The organism is Citrobacter sp. 172116965, from assembly GCF_013458095.1.
GTDB lineage: Bacteria > Pseudomonadota > Gammaproteobacteria > Enterobacterales > Enterobacteriaceae > Citrobacter > Citrobacter braakii.
Genome location: NZ_CP046673.1, coordinates 1,016,506 through 1,037,991, shown reverse-complemented (window position 1 = coordinate 1,037,991; position 21,486 = coordinate 1,016,506). Strand labels below are relative to the sequence as shown.

Here is a 21,486-nt window from a genome sequence, read left to right as displayed (position 1 = left end):
ATTGAAATTATTCACAAGGCAACAGCACGTTACCTTCCGGGTTGATTTGTTGTGGCACCTGTAAGTGGCACTGCGCACGGCCAGCCCAGGCAACGGAAAGACGCTCAGCCGGATTCACACCCGCAATCCAGGCCATACCGTTTTCCATTACCATGGCGACGCTAACGCCGTTAGCGTTAAACACTTCGGCGCCAAACGGCGGTACCGAACCATCCTTCAGGCGCAGCAGCGCCATCATTTTTTGCCCCTGCGCCACGGCAAAATGCTGGTAGCCAATCGCACCTTCAGTCAGGGTGTTGGTCACAATGGCTTTAGTCGCGGAAATGTCCTCGTCCATTGCGTCCACATCGATACGGGTATCAAAGCTGTGATAGCTAACGACGTCCGGTACGACGGCAATACCGAAGCGGTTTGAGTGCGCCTGTTCGCCGTTCAGCGGCACGTTCGCCACCCCGTCGGTATCAACCATCACCCTGGCGGTATTCATCGACGCCTGGCTGTTGTGCAGCGCCGCACCGTGACGCGTCGCGGTAAAACCGCCGCGCATCGTGCCGCCAACGGAGAAATAACGTGATTGCTGCCAGCTGACGTTAGATTCCAGTTCCGCCATCATGCTGCGGTGCTTGTAATAGCCATCAAACGCCGTACGCCCTTCACCGGAAACCCCTGTGCGCAAACGCCACGGATTGTTACGGTCGCGGTTATCGGAATACGAAACCATCTGGCTGGTCTGGTTGCCGCTGTTCTGCAATTCGTAATCCATAGAGCGGCCATCGCTCCATGGCACCGAGATTGAAAGCGAAAGACTGTCGTCTCGTTTGCCCTGATACTCAGAGCGGTAAGCCGCAACGTTGGCGCTGATCCCCTGGATGCCAGCAAATGAAAAGCTGTGCCCCATCGATAATCCGTAACGATCCTGGGAACCGCGATCCCAATAGTTCTGGTGGGTATAGGTCAGGTACAGCGTGGTCGCTAATAGTGGATCGTCAGCAAAGAAGGTTTTGTTACCGGTGATGGTGTACATCTCTTTTTCGTTGCCGGCACTGTTGTTATTTTCATACTGCTCGTCGAGAAACTGCGAGAAAGTGCGGAAGTTACGCTGTGAGAAGCGGTAACCGGCAAAGGTGATGGCGCTGTTGTACTCATCAAAAGTTTTGGCGTAGCTGAGCTTAAAAGACATGCCTTTTTGTTCAGCCTGATGCTTTACCCGACTCATGGATTGCGTCGCATCAGCCGACAGCGCCCCCAGCCAGCTCAAGTCCCGCCCAATCCCCATCGACCAGGCGTTATAGCGATCGCCTGTCAGCAGCGCGCCGCCGTACAGCGACCATGCATTGCTGACCCCCCATGAAAAATCACCGCTATAAAACGCAGGCCCCTGAACGTCGTGGTTATAACGCGATGGCTTCCCGACCGCGGCGTTGTAGCGCACATAGCCTGGGCGCGTCAGATAAGGAATATCGGCCGTATTGACCTGAAAAGTGTGTACGCTGCCATCCTGCTCCTCGACGCGAACATCCAGCGTGCCGCGTACCGAACCGTGCAGATCCTGAATATTAAATGGCCCTGCAGGAACGGTGGTTTGATAGATAACACGGCCCTGCTGACTGACGGTAATCTTCGCATTGCTGCGGGCGATGCCGTGCACTTCAGGCGCGTAGCCCTGCAAATTCGGTGGCAACATACGCTCGTCGCTGGCGAGGTTAGCCCCGGTGAAACGCACCGAATCAAAAACCTGGGAATTCAGGTAGATTTCGCCGACCGTCAGTTTTGCAGCCTGCATCGGCAACGGTCGATAGGCATAGATCTGATCCCAGTCGATACGGCCGCGATTATCATCCGAAGCGTAATTGGCCTGATACTGGCCACGAAATCGCCACGCGCCGAGGTTAAAACCTGTCTGCCCATAGCCAGACAGAGAGCGATAACGATCGCCGCCCTGTTCATAATGTGTGGCCTGGCCCGAGACGCTGTAGTCAAAAATCAGCCCCGCGACGCCGTTATCCCAGCGCTCCGGTGGCGTCCAGTCTGGATCGGTATATTTCATCCACGCCTGTGGCACGATAATGTCCAGTACGCCTGCGCTATTATTCAACGCCACACCCGGCAGGCGGGAAATGTCATAGCAGGTCGCGCTAATCGGATGAATATAGGCCAGCGCTTCTTCTTTGAGCGCCAGTAATTCGAGTTGTTGCGGGGTCAGACATGCCATGGATTTATGCGGGTTGGCAGGATCGACGATATAACGGATCGACTGCTGTGGAATCTCCTGGCTGTTAATACGAACATCCAGCAGATATTCTCCGGGAGTCACAAAGTTGCCTTCGGAAAAACGCTGCAAATCGACATTGTGCCTGTCGCTGGCATCCAGTACGTCGGTATTAAATTCAATGGCCTCATCCGCTTCAGCCCATGAAGAGGCACAGACCAGAGCAATAAAAAGCGCCAGACGTTTTTTATCTGTTTTCAGCGTGATCATTTTCGTTCGCAAACCTTCAGATACCCGAATTGCAGTGCAGCTCAGAGATAATTCACAACAAAATGCGTGACCGCAGTAAATTCGCCAGATGTCATTCTTCCGTCGCGGGAGATCAAATAAGCCGTAAAATTGAGCGTGTTTTTCCCTGGATTAAGCACATAGTCCGGTGATGGCTCACCCAGATGAATTTGCTGTCCGTTGCTGTCATATATTTCTATCGCTAAATTTTCAGTTTCCGATTGCACGCTTAGATAATCAGGATTGTCACTATCCGGTGCGCCAGAAAAGGTAATATTGGCGCGTTGAAACAGATTCCCGGGGTGTTGAGAATCCCCTAATGAACATCCCAACAAATGAATGCTGAAATCATGCGCTGATACTTTCTCTGGTTTTCCGGAAATATCTCTGGCTGAGAGATCATCAAATTCAACCAGTAGCGACCGGTCGCGTGGATCGACATAACAGGCAGCCTCAATAATATTTCCGCGCATGCGCATTTTGCCGGGCGTACTGACAAGACGATTGGTGTCAGCCAAAACCCATGCAGGCGATATGAAGATAAAAAGCAGTAAAATTCGCCATCCAGGCATCACCGCATTTCCTTTCAGTTATTCGCAGGAAGGGTTAAGCAGGCGCGTTAATGCGCCTGCTGCAGATCGTTACTGGTAGTCGATCTGGAAATTAACGGTAGATTCGAAATCACCTGGGGTTACCGCTGCAGATGCGTTGTTTGCCTGCAGGTAAGCGACGAAATCAATGTCGGTTTCACCATCGGTAATGTTGACCTGAGAGGCGGCTTGACCCCATTCCACGTCCTGGTTGCCACTGTCAATCATACCGATGCCCGCGCCCTTTGCAGTACCAGAGGTGAACGCAGCCAGCGCGTTGTTGTCTGTATCAATCGTTGCTGGGGTATAAGTCACAGTGGCTGTTTTCGCGACGGTCGTATCACAGCCCTGCAGAACGATTTTGGCATGCTTAACGCCAGCACGTTGGTTGTCTTTTAACTGGGAAGTTGGGATCTCACCAAAATTAACCTGTACCGGGCTGGATTCTGGTGCCAGACCGCATGCGGAATTAACCAGAGAACCGGTGAAGTGAATTTTACCGTTAGTCGGTTCGACATTGTTTGCAGCAAAAGCAGAAGAGGCAGTAAAAGTCATTCCCGCCATCAGCGCACAGGCCACAGCCACGTTTTTCATTTTCATATTACTACTTAACCTTATATCTGTTTTTTAGTTATTCCGAAGATCTATTTCCGCAGATAATTTATGTCCGGAAAATCCTGATCTGCAGGTGGCGGTAGCGCATATCCTTGCAAACAATCCATCTCAAGCCGCCCCGTATTTTGAACTTCATTGGTATTCCATCAGAAATACCGTCCACAGTTGTTTACGCTGTTTCGGGGCTTATATTAAGTCGACGAGAAAATGACACAATGCAAAAATCCGGTATTAATCAAACTCAGGGAATCATGTTGTAACACTGTCTGCAGAGCGACCGTTTACCTAAAAAACCGCCAAAAATCACGACACAGCCAGTGTTAGTATCTATCATTTAGCATTTTTATAGAGTTTTTATCTATCAACTATTTTTTTATTTAGCCAGAACAACAGGCAAAATGTATTTATGAAATTTTTGTAAAAATGAAATTGGATATCAAAAGCGAGTAATGACAATAAGATAGTGAAAGAGAGGAAGGAGAAAAGAGGATTCTATAAGAGATATTAAAATATTGTTATATAAATATTAATAAAGCGATCTATGGTACAACCATTTTTTATAAATGAATTATGTTATGCTATTGCTTCACCCACTCGAATGCGAGATATCCTGCTTTAAAGGAGACATCAGTGATTTCTCATATACCAATAAACAAAATTAAATCCGTAATTATTGGTGATGGCTTAGTTTTCAGACCACATAAAAATACCCTAAAAGACCTGGCATCTGGTGAAATGGCCACATTGAATAATGTGGCAACACAATTACTGCTCTATTTGTTGCAAAATGGTAAAGAGATATCCTCGCGTGATGAAATTCTGCTAAATGTTTTTCAGCATAATGGCGCCAGAGCGACGGATGCGAATCTCAATCAGCACATTTCATTTCTGCGCAAAGCAATAACGTCTACAGGTCATCCTGCAGAACTCATCGTCACAATTCCGCGGATGGGATTTCGGATGGGCGACGCTAATATCAATATTCAGCAACTGGAAGAAGCGCAAGCTCCCGCCAGAATTGCCAATGTTGCATCGACGCTCAACAAAAAGAAACAAAGCCGTTGGCCTGTGGCGATAACCGCGTTAATTACCGGAATCGCCGTGCTGGCGACAGCGTGGTTAACATGGATTCCCAATGAAATCGCCATGACGGACGCGACTATCCTGCGGACTATCGACTATGAACAATGCCGTGTACATATATTAGGAAACGCCCTCACCGACACCATAACCGAAAAGAAAGCGCTGGATATTTTCAAGTCCGTGGGCATTAACCCCGACTGTTCGTACCCAAAAGATCTGTATCTCAATACCTGGGCGAGCAACCATAATCTGGTTGAGTGGTCGTTTGCCGCTGAATGCGGGCTGAACCTCGGCTATTACCATTGCATCAGCCAGTATCGCCATCATGAGGAATGATATGAAGCAAGAAAGCGATCACTCTCCTTTACTATGGTCAGTCGTGATTGCCATTTTTGGGCTGGCGGCTATCGCTTTTTTTATTATCGCCGGGAATGCGAAAAAACAAGAAATCAGTTTTTCCTGCTCCTCGGAATTCACGTCGATACTCGACATCCAGGATACAAAAAAGGTACTCCATGGAATAATGCTGATTACCAGCTACAACTCCGGACACCTTTCATTGTCAGTACAAGGGAAACTCAAAAGTGATGATGGCGAGTTTGCTGTGAACCGAAAACTGTTCTTTCGCTATGCCCGACCACTCGGCCATACCGCCGGTGTTTTCATGCTCACTCCCAACGGACGTGAAAAATCTCCCGATGATGAAGCAACGGATGCTGTCGATTATCTCTTCTTCGACGCTTACGAACGTGCCGACAAGCTGTATATGCTAAAGCACTTGAATGAAGAAACGGTGCTTATCGGCGATAACTTTTCCCCCCGCTTCGCCTGCGTGATGAATCACTTCGCAGGTTGATCTGCCCCTGGATATGCGTCGGGTTAAGGATGACCTGATGTGTTGCCTGCCCGATAGCACGGACGTGGTCGATAAAGTGTGATGATGAGATTATTATTGTGGCGGGCTAAAACGACGAAAGCCTGAATCATTTCTGATTCAGGCTTTCTGAATAGTGGCGGAATGGACGGGACTCGAACCCGCGACCCCCTGCGTGACAGGCAGGTATTCTAACCAACTGAACTACCACTCCGCGTTGTGTTCCGCTTGGGAACGAGGCGAATATTACGGATTGCCTCACGCGTCGTCAACGCTTTTTCTCACGTTTTTTAATCGTTTGCTGCAAAAATCACCCGAATGGTCATTTCCATACGGAAAACGTACAAACTATGCCCGCCAGAGGCAACTTCCGCCTTTCTTCTGCACCAGGTCAAGGCGCGACTCATGGGCCGCTAACTCTTCATCAGTGGCGAAAACAACGCGTAGTTTGCTGGACTGTCGCACAATACGCTGGATCCCCGTGTCATTCTGCTGCTGGCTGTCACCTTCCATCGAGAACGCCATCGTGGTCTGCCCACCGGTCATCATCAGATAAACGTCGGCCAGAATCTGGGCATCGAGCAATGCGCCGTGCAGGGTTCGCTTACTGTTGTCTATTTCATAGCGTGAGCATAACGCATCAAGGCTGTTGCGCTTGCCAGGAAACATTTTCCTCGCCAGCGCCAGGCTATCGGTAATTTTGCAGAATTCGTTTGTCTTCGGAATATCCCGCCTGAGCTTAGCGAATTCGTAATCCATAAAGCCGATATCAAACGATGCGTTATGGATGACCAGCTCCGCACCGCGGATGTAGTCGAGAAACTCATCGGCCACATCGGCAAACGTAGGTTTATCAAGCAGGAATTCGTCTGCGATTCCGTGTACACCAAACGCTTCCGGGTCCACCAGCCGATCCGGTTTCAGGTAAACGTGGAAGTTATTCCCGGTCAGGCGGCGGTTCACCACTTCAACCGCACCGATCTCAATGATCTTGTGGCCTTCGTAGTGGGCGCCAATCTGGTTCATACCGGTGGTTTCGGTATCGAGGACGATCTGTCGTGTAATTCCAGTGCTCATAACGGTCATTTATGTCAGACTTATCGTTTGATTTCGATTTGCTAAAACAGGAAGTCTACCAGAGATGCTTAAACAGGTAGAGATTTTCACCGATGGTTCTTGCCTGGGAAATCCAGGGCCAGGTGGTTATGGGGCGATTTTACGCTATCGCGGGCGCGAAAAAACCTTTAGCGAAGGCTACAACCTCACCACCAATAATCGCATGGAGCTGATGGCGGCAATCGTTGCGCTGGAAGCCCTGAAAGAACAGTGTGAAGTGATACTCAGCACGGACAGCCAGTATGTGCGCCAGGGCATTACGCAGTGGATCCACAACTGGAAGAAGCGCGGCTGGAAAACAGCAGATAAAAAACCAGTGAAGAACGTCGATCTGTGGAAACGTCTGGATACCGCGCTGGGGCCGCATCAAATCAAATGGGAATGGGTTAAAGGCCATGCGGGCCATCCGGAAAACGAACGCTGTGATGAGCTTGCGCGCGCTGCTGCAATGCGTCCCACTCAGGATGATATTGGGTATCAGGCTGAGGCTTAAACGTCTGGTTTACGGTATTGCCGGGTTGCGCCAACGGCCTGGCGGATAGGCGTTTTGCTTTTATTTTGTTTCATCGGGTTGAGCGTAAGCGGAATGGTTCGCTTACGCGCAACCACCAGTTGCAAACAGCCCAGCGCAGGGATATGGGCGCTTAACATTTTCCCGCCCTTCTTGTTCCAGGGCAGGACATGAAAACGGCTATAGTGCAGTACTTCAAAATTCAACAATGAGAGCCAGTCCAACTGCCGCATGAGGGTAAACATCCGGCTGTTGTAGGGCGATGTTTTACGCAATACGGGCACCAGTTTACGCAATCCCATCAGACTTACCGGGTTAAAGCCGCTCAGAATCAACCAACCGTCATCAATAAGCACGCGATCGGCTTCATGCAATAAGCGATGTGGATCGGAACACCACGGCAGCGTATGAGCCAACAAACAAACATCCACGGACTTATCGGCAAAGGGCAGATGTAAAGGATCGGCAGTCACCTGCATGGGAGCGCCTTGCAAAGAAACATTTACCTGATGAGAAACCGCGCACGCTTCAGAATTGATTTCTGCGCTTAAATTGCCAATCTTAAGCAGATGAAATCCGTACATTTTTGCGAACCACGGGTTAAGCTGATGCTCCAGCGCCTGACGATAGTGTTCGCCCCAGGGCAAATCATCCCAACTAACGGGCGCTACGACAGTTTGAGGGATCCTTGCCGGTTTCATCACAACCTTCCGTTACGCATTGAGAGGTAATCTATGAATCTTAACAGTATTCCTGCATTTCAGGACAATTACATCTGGGTCCTGTCGAATAATGACAAACATTGTCTGATTGTGGACCCGGGTGAAGCAGAACCTGTTCTGAAAGCTATTGCAGAACATAACTGGGTTCCCGAGGCCATTCTGCTGACACATCATCATCAGGATCACGTGGGCGGCGTGAAAGAACTTCTGCAACATTTCCCACAAATAGCGGTATACGGACCGGCTGAAACGCAAGATAAGGGAACGACGCATATAGTCGAAGATGGCGATATTGCACTCGTTTTGGGGCATGAATTTACGGTAATTGCTACGCCGGGTCACACTTTAGGACATATCTGTTACTTTAGCCACCCTTACCTGTTTTGCGGCGACACGCTCTTCTCCGGTGGCTGCGGTCGGCTTTTTGAAGGCACAGCATCTCAAATGTATCAATCACTTAAAAAACTAAACGCACTTCCTGACGATACATTGATTTGTTGCGCACATGAGTACACATTAGCAAACATGAAGTTTGCCTTAAGCATTCTTCCGCACGATCCGTTCATAAATGAATATTATCGTAAAGTTAATGAGTTACGCGTAAAAAAACAAATGACACTCCCCGTAATTCTGAAAAATGAGCGACGAAATAATCTTTTTTTAAGAACAGAAGCTATTGATTTAATTAATGAAATAAATAAAAAAACAATATTGCAACAACCTGAAGAGCGTTTTGCCTGGTTAAGGTCAAAGAAAGATACGTTCTGACAATTGCGGGTTGCCTTTTGAAAACTTCGCCGTTATGATCGGTCGTCTTTTAAGCAACTATTGACACACACATGAAGGCAAAAGCGATATTACTCGCCTCTGTCCTGCTTGTTGGGTGCCAGAATACTGGTAACGTCCAACAACACGCACAGAGCCTTTCTGCAGCTGGTCAAGGGGAAGCAGGAAAGTTTACAAGTCAGGCGCGATGGATGGACGACGGAACATCTATCGCTGCTGATCAAGATTTGTGGGCTTTCATTGGTGACGAGCTAAAGATGGGAATTCCGGAAAACAACCGGATTCGCGAACAGAAACAGAAGTATTTACGCAATAAGAGCTATCTCCACGATGTAACTTTACGGGCAGAGCCGTATATGTACTGGATAGCCGGGCAGGTTAAGAAACGTAACATGCCAATGGAACTGGTACTACTACCCATAGTGGAGAGCGCTTTTGATCCTCACGCAACGTCTGGCGCCAATGCCGCAGGTATTTGGCAGATCATTCCGAGCACGGGGCGCAATTATGGTTTAAAACAGACCCGCAATTATGATGCACGTCGCGACGTTGTGGCTTCCACCACCGCCGCACTGGACATGATGCAGCGTCTGAACAAAATGTTTGATGGCGACTGGCTGCTGACCGTTGCTGCTTATAATAGCGGTGAAGGTCGTGTCATGAAGGCAATTAAAACGAACAAAGCCCGTGGTAAACCCACTGACTTCTGGTCGTTGCCATTGCCTCAGGAAACGAAGCTATATGTGCCAAAAATGCTGGCATTGAGCGATATACTCAAAAACAGCAAACGCTATGGCGTGCGTCTGCCAACAACAGACGAAAGCCGCGCGTTGGCACGTGTTCGCCTGAGTAGCCCGGTTGAAATGGCTCAGGTTGCCGATATGGCAGGTATTTCCGTCAGCAAGCTGAAAACCTTCAATGCAGGCGTGAAAGGCTCCACGTTGGGTGCCAGCGGTCCGCAATATGTGATGGTGCCAAAGAAGCATGCAGAGAAGCTGCGTGAGTCTCTGGCCTCAGGCGAAATTGCAGCCGTGCAGTCAACGTTGGTTGCGGATAACACGCCGCTGAACAGCCGTAGCTACAAAGTTCGCTCTGGCGATACGCTTTCTGGCGTCGCTTCACGTCTTGGCGTGAGCACCAATGACCTTAAGCAGTGGAATAATCTGCGCGGGTCATCGCTGAAAGTAGGCCAAAACCTGACGGTGGGCGCTGGTACCAGCGCACAGCGACTGGCGAACAACAGCGATAGCATCACCTATCGTGTGCGTAAAGGCGACTCGCTCTCGAGCATTGCCAAACGCCACGGGGTTAACATCAAGGATGTGATGCGCTGGAACAGCGATACGAACAATCTGCAGCCAGGCGATCAGCTAACGTTGTTTGTGAAAAACAACGGTATGCCGGACTCCTGATAGCATTGTAGAAATGAAGGCACTGGTTTCCCCCCAGTGCCTTTTTTATTTATCCCGCTTTATGTGCTTCAACCATTATCGTGTCGCTGGTAAACGAGCCATCTTCCTGTAACGCAAAATAGGCTTTCACTTCCGCAGAAGCACTTTGTTGGTATACACGGATCGCGTCGCTCAACGCTGCAGGCGTACGCATCCGCGCCACCCACGAACTGAACTCCAACGGCAGACGATCGGTTAACAAGGTATCGGCAATCAGATTGGCGTCATTGATTAACGACAGCCATTCTCCGCTGGAATAGTTGCGTACGTGCGAGGTATCACGTAACGCCTCCACAGTTTGCAACCAGATGTCACGTACAGGATGGCCTGGCGACATCACATCCATCACAATCAACACGCCGCCGGGCCTGAGAATGCGGTTCACTTCTCGCAACGCACGCCCGACATCATGCCAGTGATGCGCGGAATAGCGGCTAATCACCACGTCAAATACGTTATCTTCAAACGGCAGGCTTTCAGCATAACCCTGCCGTGTGGCGATATTCTCCAGACCTCTGTCCTTTGCCGCTTCAGTGACCACGTCAAGCATCTGCGACGATAAATCATATGCCACTACCTGCTTTGCGTATTGCGCGGCCACAAAGCTGGCGTGCCCCGCTCCGCATCCCATATCCAACACGCGGGCCTGCGGAAATGCCAACAACCGTTCCCCCAGACGTTGCAAGTCACGACCAGAGGCGTGCACCGCACTGGTTAAGTAGGCATTAGCCTGAGAGCCAAACTGTTTTTCGACGTTGTCATGATGAGAGCGTGTTGTCATTGTGTTGTCCTTCGGTTGTTGTGAAATATGAAGGGCAACCATCACAGGCCTGCCCTACGGCAGACCTGACACACCGTTATTGTTCAGGTTTGCCGGGACTGAATTCAACGAGTAGCGGGTTGTGGTCGGAGGCGCGGGTGACCAGCACAGAGGCCTCACTCACGTTCAGACCGCGATAGAACACAAAATCGAGAGGACGACCAAACGCGCGGCGGCGCTGATCGTCGGTAAAGCGCACCTGGCGCAGCGACATTTCACGCGCAAAGCGGTACAGCGCATTCATCCGTCGACGGCTCCAGGCATTAAAATCGCCGGCCATAATCACCGGACCGCTGTGATGAGCAATCTGATCGCCAATGGGAAGTAACTGCTTACTATAGACATCAACGCCAAGGCTAAAGTTAACCGCGTGGATATTCACCACCATTAACAACCGAGTGTCAGGCAACGGGTACACCGTCACCAGCGCCGATTTCGCCAGCCGTAAAATAGGCTCACGCTCGCGCAATGGGCAGCAGTAAACTGGATGGGCGGAGGAGAGTGTCATAACGCCAGAGGGGTGCTGAGGCAGCACAAAGGCGGGAACCTGGTCGGCAGCGAGATAGTTAGTGGTCGCAAACTGCACCAGTTCTGGTGTGGTTTGCGCTTCCTGCAATAACACCAGATGCGCGTCTTTGCCAAAATTCTTCAGCACCGACTGCCATTCTGCTCGCTGCTGTTTAAAAATATTCCATACCAGCACGCGAATGCGATCTTCACTGCTCAACGGTACGCCTGCGGGTAATGCCTGGCCAATATGCGCAAACGAGCCCGGCGGTAAAATCCGCTCGGCGGGTTGTCCGGCAACATAACGCATGGCATAGGTGTTTTTTCGCACTTTAGACTTTCAAACCTCTGTAACGTCAACCAGTCCGCAGCCGGACTGGTTCTTCTGTTATAGGGATTTTAGCACTCACTTTCAACGAACAATTGCAGTTTGTTTTGTAAGTGGGCGCTTACATCAATGATTTACCCCAGAGCAACGTGCGTGGGCTTATCAAGACGGCCGCTCAGCCCCATCAGCAGGAAAGCCACCAGAACAATAAGTGCGCCAATCCATGGTGTCTGCGCCAACCCATAATGCTCGACCGTTTGTCCGCCAATCACGGAACCCAGTGCAATACCAATGTTAAACGCTGCAATGTTCAGCCCTGACGCCACATCAACAGCATTGGGCGTAAATTGTTCCGCTTTCTGTACCACGTAGACCTGCAACCCTGGTACGTTACCGAAGGCAAAGATCCCCATCACCAGAATGGTAGCCAGCGCGGCGTACTGCGTGGAAGCCGTCAGTTGGAAGACCATCAGCAGAACAAACAGCGCGGCGAAAATGAATTTCAATGCAGGAACCGCACCATGCTTATCCGCCAGCTTACCGCCCCAGATATTGCCGATAGCGACTGATACGCCGTAACCCAGTAAGATCCAGCTCACCGCTGCCGGGGAGAAGCCGGCCAGATCCTGCATCATCGGTGCCAGGAAGGTGAAAGCCGTGAACACACCACCGTAGCCCAATGCCGTAACGGCGTAAATCAGCAACAGACGAGGATGAGTCAGCACTTTCACCTGGTCGCGAATGCTGGCGGCCGCTCGACCAGGAATGTTAGCAGGGATCAGCAGTTGACTACTAATCAGCGCAATCACGCCTAACGTTGATACTGCCAGGAAAGTCTCACGCCAGCCAAAGTGCTGGCCGATAAACGTACCCAGCGGCACGCCCGTGACCAGCGCCACCGTTAAGCCACCGAACATAATAGCGATGGCGGAAGCTGCTTTTTCTTTTGGCACCAGACTTGTCGCGATAGTGGAACCAATCGAGAAGAATACGCCGTGAGCCAGCCCCGTCAGCAGACGGGCGACAATAAGTGTCATATACCCGGGTGCCTGCCATGCCAGTAAATTCCCCGCCGTAAACAGGACCATCAGCGCGACAAGCAGCTGTTTACGTGGCAGGCTTCCGGTCAGAGCGGTCAGCACTGGTGCGCCAATCGCCACACCCAGCGCATAGATTGAAACCAGCATCCCGGCGGAAGGTAACGAGATCGCCAGTTGTTGAGCGATGGTCGGCACCAGGCCAACAATCACAAACTCAGTCGTGCCAATAGCGAAGGCACTTATTGTTAGTGCAAATAAAGCGAGAGGCATAAATAACTCCGTAACATCAGTAATCAGATGACACGCAGTATGCCGGGATGCTTTAATAACAAAAATATTCAAAATCTCAATATAATTTTGCGTCAGGTGCAAAAATGAAAGCAACCTCTGAAGAACTTGCGATTTTTGTGGCCGTTGTGGAAAGCGGCAGCTTCAGCCGGGCGGCAGAACAACTCGGTCAGGCTAATTCCGCAGTCAGTCGGGCAGTAAAAAAGCTGGAGATGAAATTGGGTGTGAGTCTGCTTAATCGAACTACCCGACAGCTAAGCCTGACAGAAGAAGGAGAACGCTACTTCAGGCGTGTGCAGCAGATACTGCAAGAGATGGCAGCAGCAGAAACGGAAATCATGGAGTCACGCAATACCCCGCGCGGCCTGCTGCGTATCGACGCGGCAACGCCGGTGATGCTGCATTTCCTGATGCCGCTAATCAGACCGTTCCGTGAGCGATATCCTGAGATGACATTGTCTCTTGTCTCCTCAGAAACGTTCATCAATCTTATTGAACGAAAAGTGGATGTCGCGATACGAGCAGGTACGCTGACTGACTCAAGCCTGCGTGCGCGTCCGTTGTTTACCAGCTATCGTAAGATTATTGCCTCACCGGACTATATTGCCCGTTTTGGCAAGCCCGAGACCGTCGAACAGTTAAAGCAGCATCTGTGTCTGGGGTTTTCCGAACCCGTTTCACTCAATACCTGGCCGATTGCCCGTAGCGACGGACAGCTCCATGAGGTCGAATGTGGGATTTCTTCCAACAGCGGGGAAACGTTAAAACAGCTTTGCCTGAGCGGCAATGGTATCGCATGTCTTTCAGATTATATGATTGATAAAGAGATCGCGCGGGGAGAACTGGTGGAGCTGCTGGCCGATAAACGTCTGCCGGTAGAAATGCCTTTCAGCGCCGTTTACTACAGCGATCGTGCGGTCAGTACACGCATTCGGGCATTTATAGACTTTTTAAGTGAGTATATAAAAACAGCTCCCGAAGGAGCTGTGAAAGAGGGTTAAAGGTACAGAGGGTCGGGCAATTAATCCCAATCAGGGGCCAGGCCTTCCGGGCTGACCAGACGATCGTTGCAGTCCAGTGCCGCGATCGCTTTTTTATCTTCAGTATCCAGATGCAGGTCCAGCGCCAGCAGGTTGCTTGCAAGGTTTTCACGCTTGGTAGATGAAGGGATCACGGAGTAACCTTCATCCATTGCCCATGCCAGAATAACCTGCGCTGGGGTCGCGTTATGTTTAGCGCCAATGCGCGCAATCACTTCATCTTTTAGTACCTTACCGTAAGCCAGCGTCATGTAAGAGGTGATGTGGATACCGTGCGCTTTAGCCCAGTCAACCACCTTACGACTCTGCAGATACGGAGACAGCTCAATCTGGTTGGTCGCGATATTGTCTGCACCTACTGTAGCAATGGCTTTTTCCATCAGCGGAATAGTGAAATTTGAGACACCAATTTCGCGAGTCAGCCCCTGCTCTTTCGCTTCAAGCAGCGCCTGCATAAATTCTTCAACGGATACCGCATCGCCCGGAGATGGCCAGTGGATCAGCGTCAGATCGACATAATCCGTACGCAGTTTCTTCAGACTTTCTTTCAGACTTGGGATCAGTTTGTCTTTGCTGAGATTTTCAATCCAGATCTTGGTGGTGATGTACAACTCGTTACGCGGTACGCCACTTTCGGCAATTGCCTGACCAACAGCCGCTTCATTTTCATAGATTTGCGCAGTGTCGACAGCACGGTAGCCCAGCTCAAGCGCCGTTTTGACAGAAGCGATAACCACGTCGTCTTTCAGGCGAAACGTACCTAAACCGAATGCAGGGATAGTCATAGAATTCCTCTTTTTAATCACTATGTTCGTTAACTGAGAGGATTATGACCATCAGTTCTTTGCCGAAAAAGAGTGAAAAATGCAGAGGATTTTTGCGGATTCAGCAATAATTAAATCGCTGGAAAAGAAAAAGCCCTGAGCGTTAGCTCAGGGCTCTTAATAAGTGGCGGAACGGACGGGACTCGAACCCGCGACCCCCTGCGTGACAGGCAGGTATTCTAACCAACTGAACTACCGCTCCACCGAATATCTTTGTCACTACCCGGATTATTCATCCCGGTTTACTGCAATTTGATGCCTGGCAGTTCCCTACTCTCGCATGGGGAGACCCCACACTACCATCGGCGCTACGGCGTTTCACTTCTGAGTTCGGCATGGGGTCAGGTGGGACCACCGCGCTACAGCCGCCAGGCAAATTCTGTCTATCAACACACCTTTCAGGTCTGTCGATGTAATCTGTAATCAAGCTGAATTTCGATGTCTCTTTCGCCAAAACACCTTCGGCGTTGTAAGGTTAAGCCTCACGGTTCATTAGTATCGGTTAGCTCAACGTATCGCTACGCTTACACACCCGACCTATCAACGTCGTCGTCTTCAACGTTCCTTCAGGACCCTTAAAGGGTCAGGGAGAACTCATCTCGGGGCAAGTTTCGTGCTTAGATGCTTTCAGCACTTATCTCTTCCGCATTTAGCTACCGGGCAATGCCATTGGCATGACAACCCGAACACCAGTGATGCGTCCACTCCGGTCCTCTCGTACTAGGAGCAGCCCCCCTCAATTCTCCAGCGCCCACGGCAGATAGGGACCGAACTGTCTCACGACGTTCTAAACCCAGCTCGCGTACCACTTTAAATGGCGAACAGCCATACCCTTGGGACCTACTTCAGCCCCAGGATGTGATGAGCCGACATCGAGGTGCCAAACACCGCCGTCGATATGAACTCTTGGGCGGTATCAGCCTGTTATCCCCGGAGTACCTTTTATCCGTTGAGCGATGGCCCTTCCATTCAGAACCACCGGATCACTAAGACCTGCTTTCGCACCTGCTCGAGCCGTCACTCTCGCAGTCAAGCTAGCTTATGCCTTTGCACTAACCTCCTGATGTCCGACCAGGATTAGCTAACCTTCGTGCTCCTCCGTTACTCTTTAGGAGGAGACCGCCCCAGTCAAACTACCCACCAGACACTGTCCGCAACCCGGATCACGGGTCTACGTTAGAACACCAGCCATTAAAGGGTGGTATTTCAAGGTTGGCTCCATGCAGACTGGCGTCCACACTTCAAAGCCTCCCACCTATCCTACACATCAAGGACCAGTGTTCAGTGTCAAGCTATAGTAAAGGTTCACGGGGTCTTTCCGTCTTGCCGCGGGTACACTGCATCTTCACAGCGAGTTCAATTTCACTGAGTCTCGGGTGGAGACAGCCTGGCCATCATTACGCCATTCGTGCAGGTCGGAACTTACCCGACAAGGAATTTCGCTACCTTAGGACCGTTATAGTTACGGCCGCCGTTTACCGGGGCTTCGATCAAGAGCTTCTCCTTACGGATAACCCCATCAATTAACCTTCCGGCACCGGGCAGGCGTCACACCGTATACGTCCACTTTCGTGTTTGCACAGTGCTGTGTTTTTAATAAACAGTTGCAGCCAGCTGGTATCTTCGACTGATTTCAGCTCCATGAGTAAATCACTTCACCTACATATCAGCGTGCCTTCTCCCGAAGTTACGGCACCATTTTGCCTAGTTCCTTCACCCGAGTTCTCTCAAGCGCCTTGGTATTCTCTACCTGACCACCTGTGTCGGTTTGGGGTACGATTTTGTGTTACCTGATGCTTAGAGGCTTTTCCTGGAAGCAGGGCATTTGTTACTTCAGCACCGTAGTGCCTCGTCATCACACCTCAGCGTTAGCAAGACTCCGGATTTACCTGGAATCTCCGCCTACATGCTTAAACCGGGACAACCGTCGCCCGGCTAACATAGCCTTCTCCGTCCCCCCTTCGCAGTAACACCAAGTACAGGAATATTAACCTGTTTCCCATCGACTACGCCTTTCGGCCTCGCCTTAGGGGTCGACTCACCCTGCCCCGATTAACGTTGGACAGGAACCCTTGGTCTTCCGGCGTGCGGGTTTTTCACCCGCATTATCGTTACTTATGTCAGCATTCGCACTTCTGATACCTCCAGCATGCCTCACAGCACACCTTCAACGGCTTACAGAACGCTCCCCTACCCAACAACACATAGTGTCGCTGCCGCAGCTTCGGTGCATGGTTTAGCCCCGTTACATCTTCCGCGCAGGCCGACTCGACCAGTGAGCTATTACGCTTTCTTTAAATGATGGCTGCTTCTAAGCCAACATCCTGGCTGTCTGTGCCTTCCCACATCGTTTCCCACTTAACCATGACTTTGGGACCTTAGCTGGCGGTCTGGGTTGTTTCCCTCTTCACGACGGACGTTAGCACCCGCCGTGTGTCTCCCGTGATAACATTCTTCGGTATTCGCAGTTTGCATCGGGTTGGTAAGTCGGGATGACCCCCTAGCCGAAACAGTGCTCTACCCCCGAAGATGAGTTCACGAGGCGCTACCTAAATAGCTTTCGGGGAGAACCAGCTATCTCCCGGTTTGATTGGCCTTTCACCCCCAGCCACAAGTCATCCGCTAATTTTTCAACATTAGTCGGTTCGGTCCTCCAGTTAGTGTTACCCAACCTTCAACCTGCCCATGGCTAGATCACCGGGTTTCGGGTCTATACCCTGCAACTTAACGCCCAGTTAAGACTCGGTTTCCCTTCGGCTCCCCTATTCGGTTAACCTTGCTACAGAATATAAGTCGCTGACCCATTATACAAAAGGTACGCAGTCACCCCATAAAGAGGCTCCCACTGCTTGTACGTACACGGTTTCAGGTTCTTTTTCACTCCCCTCGCCGGGGTTCTTTTCGCCTTTCCCTCACGGTACTGGTTCACTATCGGTCAGTCAGGAGTATTTAGCCTTGGAGGATGGTCCCCCCATATTCAGACAGGATACCACGTGTCCCGCCCTACTCTTCGAGTTCACAACACATGCACTTTTGTGTACGGGACTATCACCCTGTACCGTCGGACTTTCCAGACCGTTCCACTACCACACATGCTGATTCAGACTCTGGGCTGCTCCCCGTTCGCTCGCCGCTACTGGGGGAATCTCGGTTGATTTCTTTTCCTCGGGGTACTTAGATGTTTCAGTTCCCCCGGTTCGCTTCATTACGCTATGTATTCACGCAATGATAGTGTGACGAATCACACTGGGTTTCCCCATTCGGAAATCGCCGGTTATAACGGTTCATATCACCTTACCGACGCTTATCGCAGATTAGCACGTCCTTCATCGCCTCTGACTGCCAGGGCATCCACCGTGTACGCTTAGTCGCTTAACCTCACAACCCGAAGATGTTTCGTAAAACACTTCAGTGTTGCGAAAATTTGAGAGACTCGAACACACCGCTTTTCATTTCTTGTTTACGGAGAAATGAAACAGTGTGTCGTTTCAATTTTCAGCTTGATCCAGATTTTTAAAGAGCAAATATCTCAAACGAGACTCGAAAGTCTGTTTTGAGATACTTCGGTCGGCGACTTTCACTCACACATACCAGCAAGTGGCGTCCCCTAGGGGATTCGAACCCCTGTTACCGCCGTGAAAGGGCGGTGTCCTGGGCCTCTAGACGAAGGGGACACTGAAGTCTCAATCGCAAGACGCCTTGCTATTTACTTTTCATCAGACAATCTGTGTGAGCACTACAAAGAACGTTTCTTTAAGGTAAGGAGGTGATCCAACCGCAGGTTCCCCTACGGTTACCTTGTTACGACTTCACCCCAGTCATGAATCACAAAGTGGTAAGCGCCCTCCCGAAGGTTAAGCTACCTACTTCTTTTGCAACCCACTCCCATGGTGTGACGGGCGGTGTGTACAAGGCCCGGGAACGTATTCACCGTGGCATTCTGATCCACGATTACTAGCGATTCCGACTTCATGGAGTCGAGTTGCAGACTCCAATCCGGACTACGACATACTTTATGAGGTCCGCTTGCTCTCGCGAGGTCGCTTCTCTTTGTATATGCCATTGTAGCACGTGTGTAGCCCTACTCGTAAGGGCCATGATGACTTGACGTCATCCCCACCTTCCTCCAGTTTATCACTGGCAGTCTCCTTTGAGTTCCCGGCCGAACCGCTGGCAACAAAGGATAAGGGTTGCGCTCGTTGCGGGACTTAACCCAACATTTCACAACACGAGCTGACGACAGCCATGCAGCACCTGTCTCAGAGTTCCCGAAGGCACCAAAGCATCTCTGCTAAGTTCTCTGGATGTCAAGAGTAGGTAAGGTTCTTCGCGTTGCATCGAATTAAACCACATGCTCCACCGCTTGTGCGGGCCCCCGTCAATTCATTTGAGTTTTAACCTTGCGGCCGTACTCCCCAGGCGGTCGACTTAACGCGTTAGCTCCGGAAGCCACGCCTCAAGGGCACAACCTCCAAGTCGACATCGTTTACGGCGTGGACTACCAGGGTATCTAATCCTGTTTGCTCCCCACGCTTTCGCACCTGAGCGTCAGTCTTTGTCCAGGGGGCCGCCTTCGCCACCGGTATTCCTCCAGATCTCTACGCATTTCACCGCTACACCTGGAATTCTACCCCCCTCTACAAGACTCTAGCCTGCCAGTTTCGGATGCAGTTCCCAGGTTGAGCCCGGGGATTTCACATCCGACTTGACAGACCGCCTGCGTGCGCTTTACGCCCAGTAATTCCGATTAACGCTTGCACCCTCCGTATTACCGCGGCTGCTGGCACGGAGTTAGCCGGTGCTTCTTCTGCGAGTAACGTCAATTGCTGCGGTTATTAACCACAACCTTCCTCCTCGCTGAAAGTACTTTACAACCCGAAGGCCTTCTTCATACACGCGGCATGGCTGCATCAGGCTTGCGCCCATTGTGCAATATTCCCCACTGCTGCCTCCCGTAGGAGTCTGGACCGTGTCTCAGTTCCAGTGTGGCTGGTCATCCTCTCAGACCAGCTAGGGATCGTCGCCTAGGTGAGCCGTTACCCCACCTACTAGCTAATCCCATCTGGGCACATCCGATGGCAAGAGGCCCGAAGGTCCCCCTCTTTGGTCTTGCGACGTTATGCGGTATTAGCTACCGTTTCCAGTAGTTATCCCCCTCCATCGGGCAGTTTCCCAGACATTACTCACCCGTCCGCCACTCGTCACCCAAGGAGCAAGCTCCTCTGTGCTACCGTTCGACTTGCATGTGTTAGGCCTGCCGCCAGCGTTCAATCTGAGCCATGATCAAACTCTTCAATTTAAGTTTGATGCTCGTGAATTAAACTTCGTAATGAATTACGTGTTCACTCAGAGACTTGGTATTCATTTTTCGTCTTGCGACGTTAAGAATCCGTATCTTCGAGTGCCCACACAGATTGTCTGATAAATTGTTAAAGAGCAGTTGCGACGCGCTTTAGCGCTCTGTCGCGAGGTGGCGTATATTACGCTTTCCTCTTTCAGAGTCAACCCTCATTTTCAGGTTTTTCTCTTCAACCGAACCGGCTGTTTGTGTGAAGTGATTCACATCCGCCGTGTCGATGGAGGCGCATTATAGGGAGTCGACTCAGGAAGACAAGCGGAAAAATGCATTTTTGTTTCAACCGCTCACCTTTTATCCATTGCGCTTACTTTTGCTGCTTTTTTATCGCCATTGGCAGGTCTGCCAGACTATTTATGACCAAATCTGCCGCATTTTCTGCTTCCGGCGTAACAGGTTTGCCCGTGCGCACCAGAACCTTCGTTCCAACATTCGCCGCTGCCGCTGCCTGCATATCTTCTATCTTGTCGCCTACCATATAGGAAGCGGCCATATCGATATGCAGGAAGTCTCGGGCGGAGATCAACATTCCAGGATGCGGTTTACGACAGTCGCAGACCTGACGATACTCTTCTACTGTGCCCTGCGGATGATGCGGGCAATAGTAGATACCATCCAAATCAACGTCGCGATCGGCCAGCGACCAGTCCATCCATTCGGTCAACGTTTCAAACTGTGCCTCAGTAAATTTGCCACGAGCGATACCAGACTGGTTTGTCACGATAATGAGCGCGTAACCCATATTTTTAAGTTCACGCATGGCATCAATAACGCCGTCGATAAACTCGAACTCGTCAATCTCATGTACGTAACCGTGGTCCACATTAATGGTGCCGTCGCGGTCGAGAAAAATTGCGGGTACAGATTTTGCCACCTTTTATAGCTCCTGAATAAGGCATGTGGCTCTAGTATCGCATGTTTCGGCGGGCAAGAAAGTGCTCATCGTGTAAAGCTAGATTGATTTAGACGTCTGGATGCCTTAACATCCATCTTGTTGACGGCTTCGACCGTCCCAGACAGACGAAAATGCCACGGCTA

16 protein-coding genes, 3 tRNA genes and 3 rRNA genes are annotated in these 21,486 nt (G+C 50.7%); 6 read left to right on the top strand and 16 right to left on the bottom strand.

The features are described from left to right. Positions 1 to 7 precede the first annotated feature (7 nt). The 3 genes from GPJ68_RS04980 to GPJ68_RS04970 all read right to left on the bottom strand — a co-directional run bounded on the left by GPJ68_RS04980 (position 8) and on the right by GPJ68_RS04970 (position 3,687). A complete protein-coding gene (locus tag GPJ68_RS04980) occupies positions 8 to 2,479 on the bottom strand; it encodes a fimbria/pilus outer membrane usher protein (protein WP_104652201.1) in 2,472 nt (823 codons plus the stop codon). 41 nt (positions 2,480 to 2,520) lie between these two features. Continuing rightward, complete coding sequence (locus GPJ68_RS04975) at positions 2,521 to 3,069, bottom strand: fimbrial protein (protein ID WP_019076063.1); 549 nt, start codon at positions 3,067 to 3,069, stop codon at positions 2,521 to 2,523. A gap of 69 nt (positions 3,070 to 3,138) precedes the next feature. Beyond that, entirely contained in the window at positions 3,139 to 3,687 is a 549-nt protein-coding gene (locus GPJ68_RS04970) for a fimbrial protein (protein WP_049040759.1), read from the bottom strand. Positions 3,688 to 4,437: 750 nt separating this feature from the next. Between GPJ68_RS04970 and GPJ68_RS04965 the strand changes: the two genes are divergently transcribed. Together GPJ68_RS04965 and GPJ68_RS04960 are read left to right on the top strand one after the other, a co-directional pair. Then, positions 4,438 to 5,121, top strand: coding sequence for a winged helix-turn-helix domain-containing protein (locus GPJ68_RS04965; RefSeq protein WP_223307926.1), 684 nt, complete (start codon positions 4,438 to 4,440; stop codon positions 5,119 to 5,121). 1 nt (position 5,122) lies between these two features. Further along, complete coding sequence (locus tag GPJ68_RS04960; RefSeq protein ID WP_016155747.1) at positions 5,123 to 5,641, top strand: hypothetical protein; 519 nt, start codon at positions 5,123 to 5,125, stop codon at positions 5,639 to 5,641. A 155-nt stretch (positions 5,642 to 5,796) separates the two neighbouring features. Here the strand turns inward: GPJ68_RS04960 and GPJ68_RS04955 are convergent. Next, positions 5,797 to 5,873, bottom strand: a tRNA-Asp gene (locus GPJ68_RS04955). Positions 5,874 to 6,007: 134 nt separating this feature from the next. After that, on the bottom strand, positions 6,008 to 6,736 hold the full coding sequence (gene dnaQ, locus GPJ68_RS04950) for a DNA polymerase III subunit epsilon (protein WP_029139417.1): 729 nt from the start codon (positions 6,734 to 6,736) through the stop codon (positions 6,008 to 6,010). A gap of 64 nt (positions 6,737 to 6,800) precedes the next feature. Here dnaQ and rnhA point away from each other — a divergent pair, with 64 nt between their 5' ends. Beyond that, positions 6,801 to 7,268, top strand: coding sequence for a ribonuclease HI (rnhA, locus tag GPJ68_RS04945; RefSeq protein ID WP_016151805.1), 468 nt, complete (start codon positions 6,801 to 6,803; stop codon positions 7,266 to 7,268). On the opposite strand, the gene GPJ68_RS04940 is transcribed toward rnhA, so the two are convergent. Further along, positions 7,265 to 7,987 carry a class I SAM-dependent methyltransferase gene (locus GPJ68_RS04940; protein WP_019076062.1) on the bottom strand — a complete coding sequence of 241 codons (723 nt, stop codon included), beginning with the start codon at positions 7,985 to 7,987 and terminating at the stop codon, positions 7,265 to 7,267. The two genes, rnhA and GPJ68_RS04940, sit on opposite strands and share 4 nt — an antisense overlap. A gap of 33 nt (positions 7,988 to 8,020) precedes the next feature. On the opposite strand from GPJ68_RS04940, the gene gloB reads away from it, so the two are divergent. Both gloB and mltD read left to right on the top strand, forming a co-directional pair. Further along, entirely contained in the window at positions 8,021 to 8,776 is a 756-nt protein-coding gene (gloB, locus tag GPJ68_RS04935) for a hydroxyacylglutathione hydrolase (protein ID WP_180837157.1), read from the top strand. A gap of 71 nt (positions 8,777 to 8,847) precedes the next feature. Then, positions 8,848 to 10,206 carry a murein transglycosylase D gene (gene mltD / locus GPJ68_RS04930; protein ID WP_103928927.1) on the top strand — a complete coding sequence of 453 codons (1,359 nt, stop codon included), beginning with the start codon at positions 8,848 to 8,850 and terminating at the stop codon, positions 10,204 to 10,206. A gap of 49 nt (positions 10,207 to 10,255) precedes the next feature. Here the strand turns inward: mltD and GPJ68_RS04925 are convergent, their stop codons facing one another. The 3 genes from GPJ68_RS04925 to GPJ68_RS04915 form a co-directional block, all read right to left on the bottom strand. Next, a complete protein-coding gene (locus GPJ68_RS04925) occupies positions 10,256 to 11,026 on the bottom strand; it encodes a class I SAM-dependent methyltransferase (protein ID WP_047357609.1) in 771 nt (256 codons plus the stop codon). Between the two features lie 76 nt (positions 11,027 to 11,102). Next, on the bottom strand, positions 11,103 to 11,903 hold the full coding sequence (locus GPJ68_RS04920; RefSeq protein WP_029139415.1) for an endonuclease/exonuclease/phosphatase family protein: 801 nt from the start codon (positions 11,901 to 11,903) through the stop codon (positions 11,103 to 11,105). Between the two features lie 131 nt (positions 11,904 to 12,034). Beyond that, positions 12,035 to 13,210: an MFS transporter gene (locus GPJ68_RS04915; protein WP_104652204.1), complete on the bottom strand. Its 1,176-nt coding sequence runs from the start codon at positions 13,208 to 13,210 to the stop codon at positions 12,035 to 12,037. Positions 13,211 to 13,314: 104 nt separating this feature from the next. On the opposite strand from GPJ68_RS04915, the gene yafC reads away from it, so the two are divergent. Beyond that, on the top strand, positions 13,315 to 14,229 hold the full coding sequence (yafC, locus tag GPJ68_RS04910) for a DNA-binding transcriptional regulator YafC (protein ID WP_180837155.1): 915 nt from the start codon (positions 13,315 to 13,317) through the stop codon (positions 14,227 to 14,229). Positions 14,230 to 14,249: 20 nt separating this feature from the next. Here yafC and dkgB read toward each other — a convergent pair whose 3' ends face one another. The 7 genes from dkgB to gmhB form a co-directional block, all read right to left on the bottom strand. After that, complete coding sequence (gene dkgB / locus GPJ68_RS04905; protein ID WP_104652202.1) at positions 14,250 to 15,053, bottom strand: 2,5-didehydrogluconate reductase DkgB; 804 nt, start codon at positions 15,051 to 15,053, stop codon at positions 14,250 to 14,252. A 164-nt stretch (positions 15,054 to 15,217) separates the two neighbouring features. Further along, positions 15,218 to 15,294: transfer RNA gene (locus GPJ68_RS04900), tRNA-Asp, on the bottom strand. A gap of 55 nt (positions 15,295 to 15,349) precedes the next feature. Then, positions 15,350 to 15,465 (bottom strand): 5S ribosomal RNA (gene rrf / locus GPJ68_RS04895). Positions 15,466 to 15,563: 98 nt separating this feature from the next. Continuing rightward, positions 15,564 to 18,470 (bottom strand): 23S ribosomal RNA (locus GPJ68_RS04890). Positions 18,471 to 18,690: 220 nt separating this feature from the next. Then, positions 18,691 to 18,766, bottom strand: a tRNA-Glu gene (locus tag GPJ68_RS04885). A gap of 85 nt (positions 18,767 to 18,851) precedes the next feature. Beyond that, positions 18,852 to 20,391 (bottom strand): 16S ribosomal RNA (locus GPJ68_RS04880). Together the 16S, 23S and 5S rRNA genes with 2 tRNA genes alongside form the textbook arrangement of a ribosomal RNA operon. A gap of 364 nt (positions 20,392 to 20,755) precedes the next feature. Continuing rightward, the gene (gene gmhB / locus GPJ68_RS04875) at positions 20,756 to 21,322 is read right to left on the bottom strand and encodes a D-glycero-beta-D-manno-heptose 1,7-bisphosphate 7-phosphatase (protein WP_016151783.1); all 567 of its coding nucleotides are present in this window, start codon (positions 21,320 to 21,322) and stop codon (positions 20,756 to 20,758) included. Positions 21,323 to 21,486: the final 164 nt, after the last annotated feature.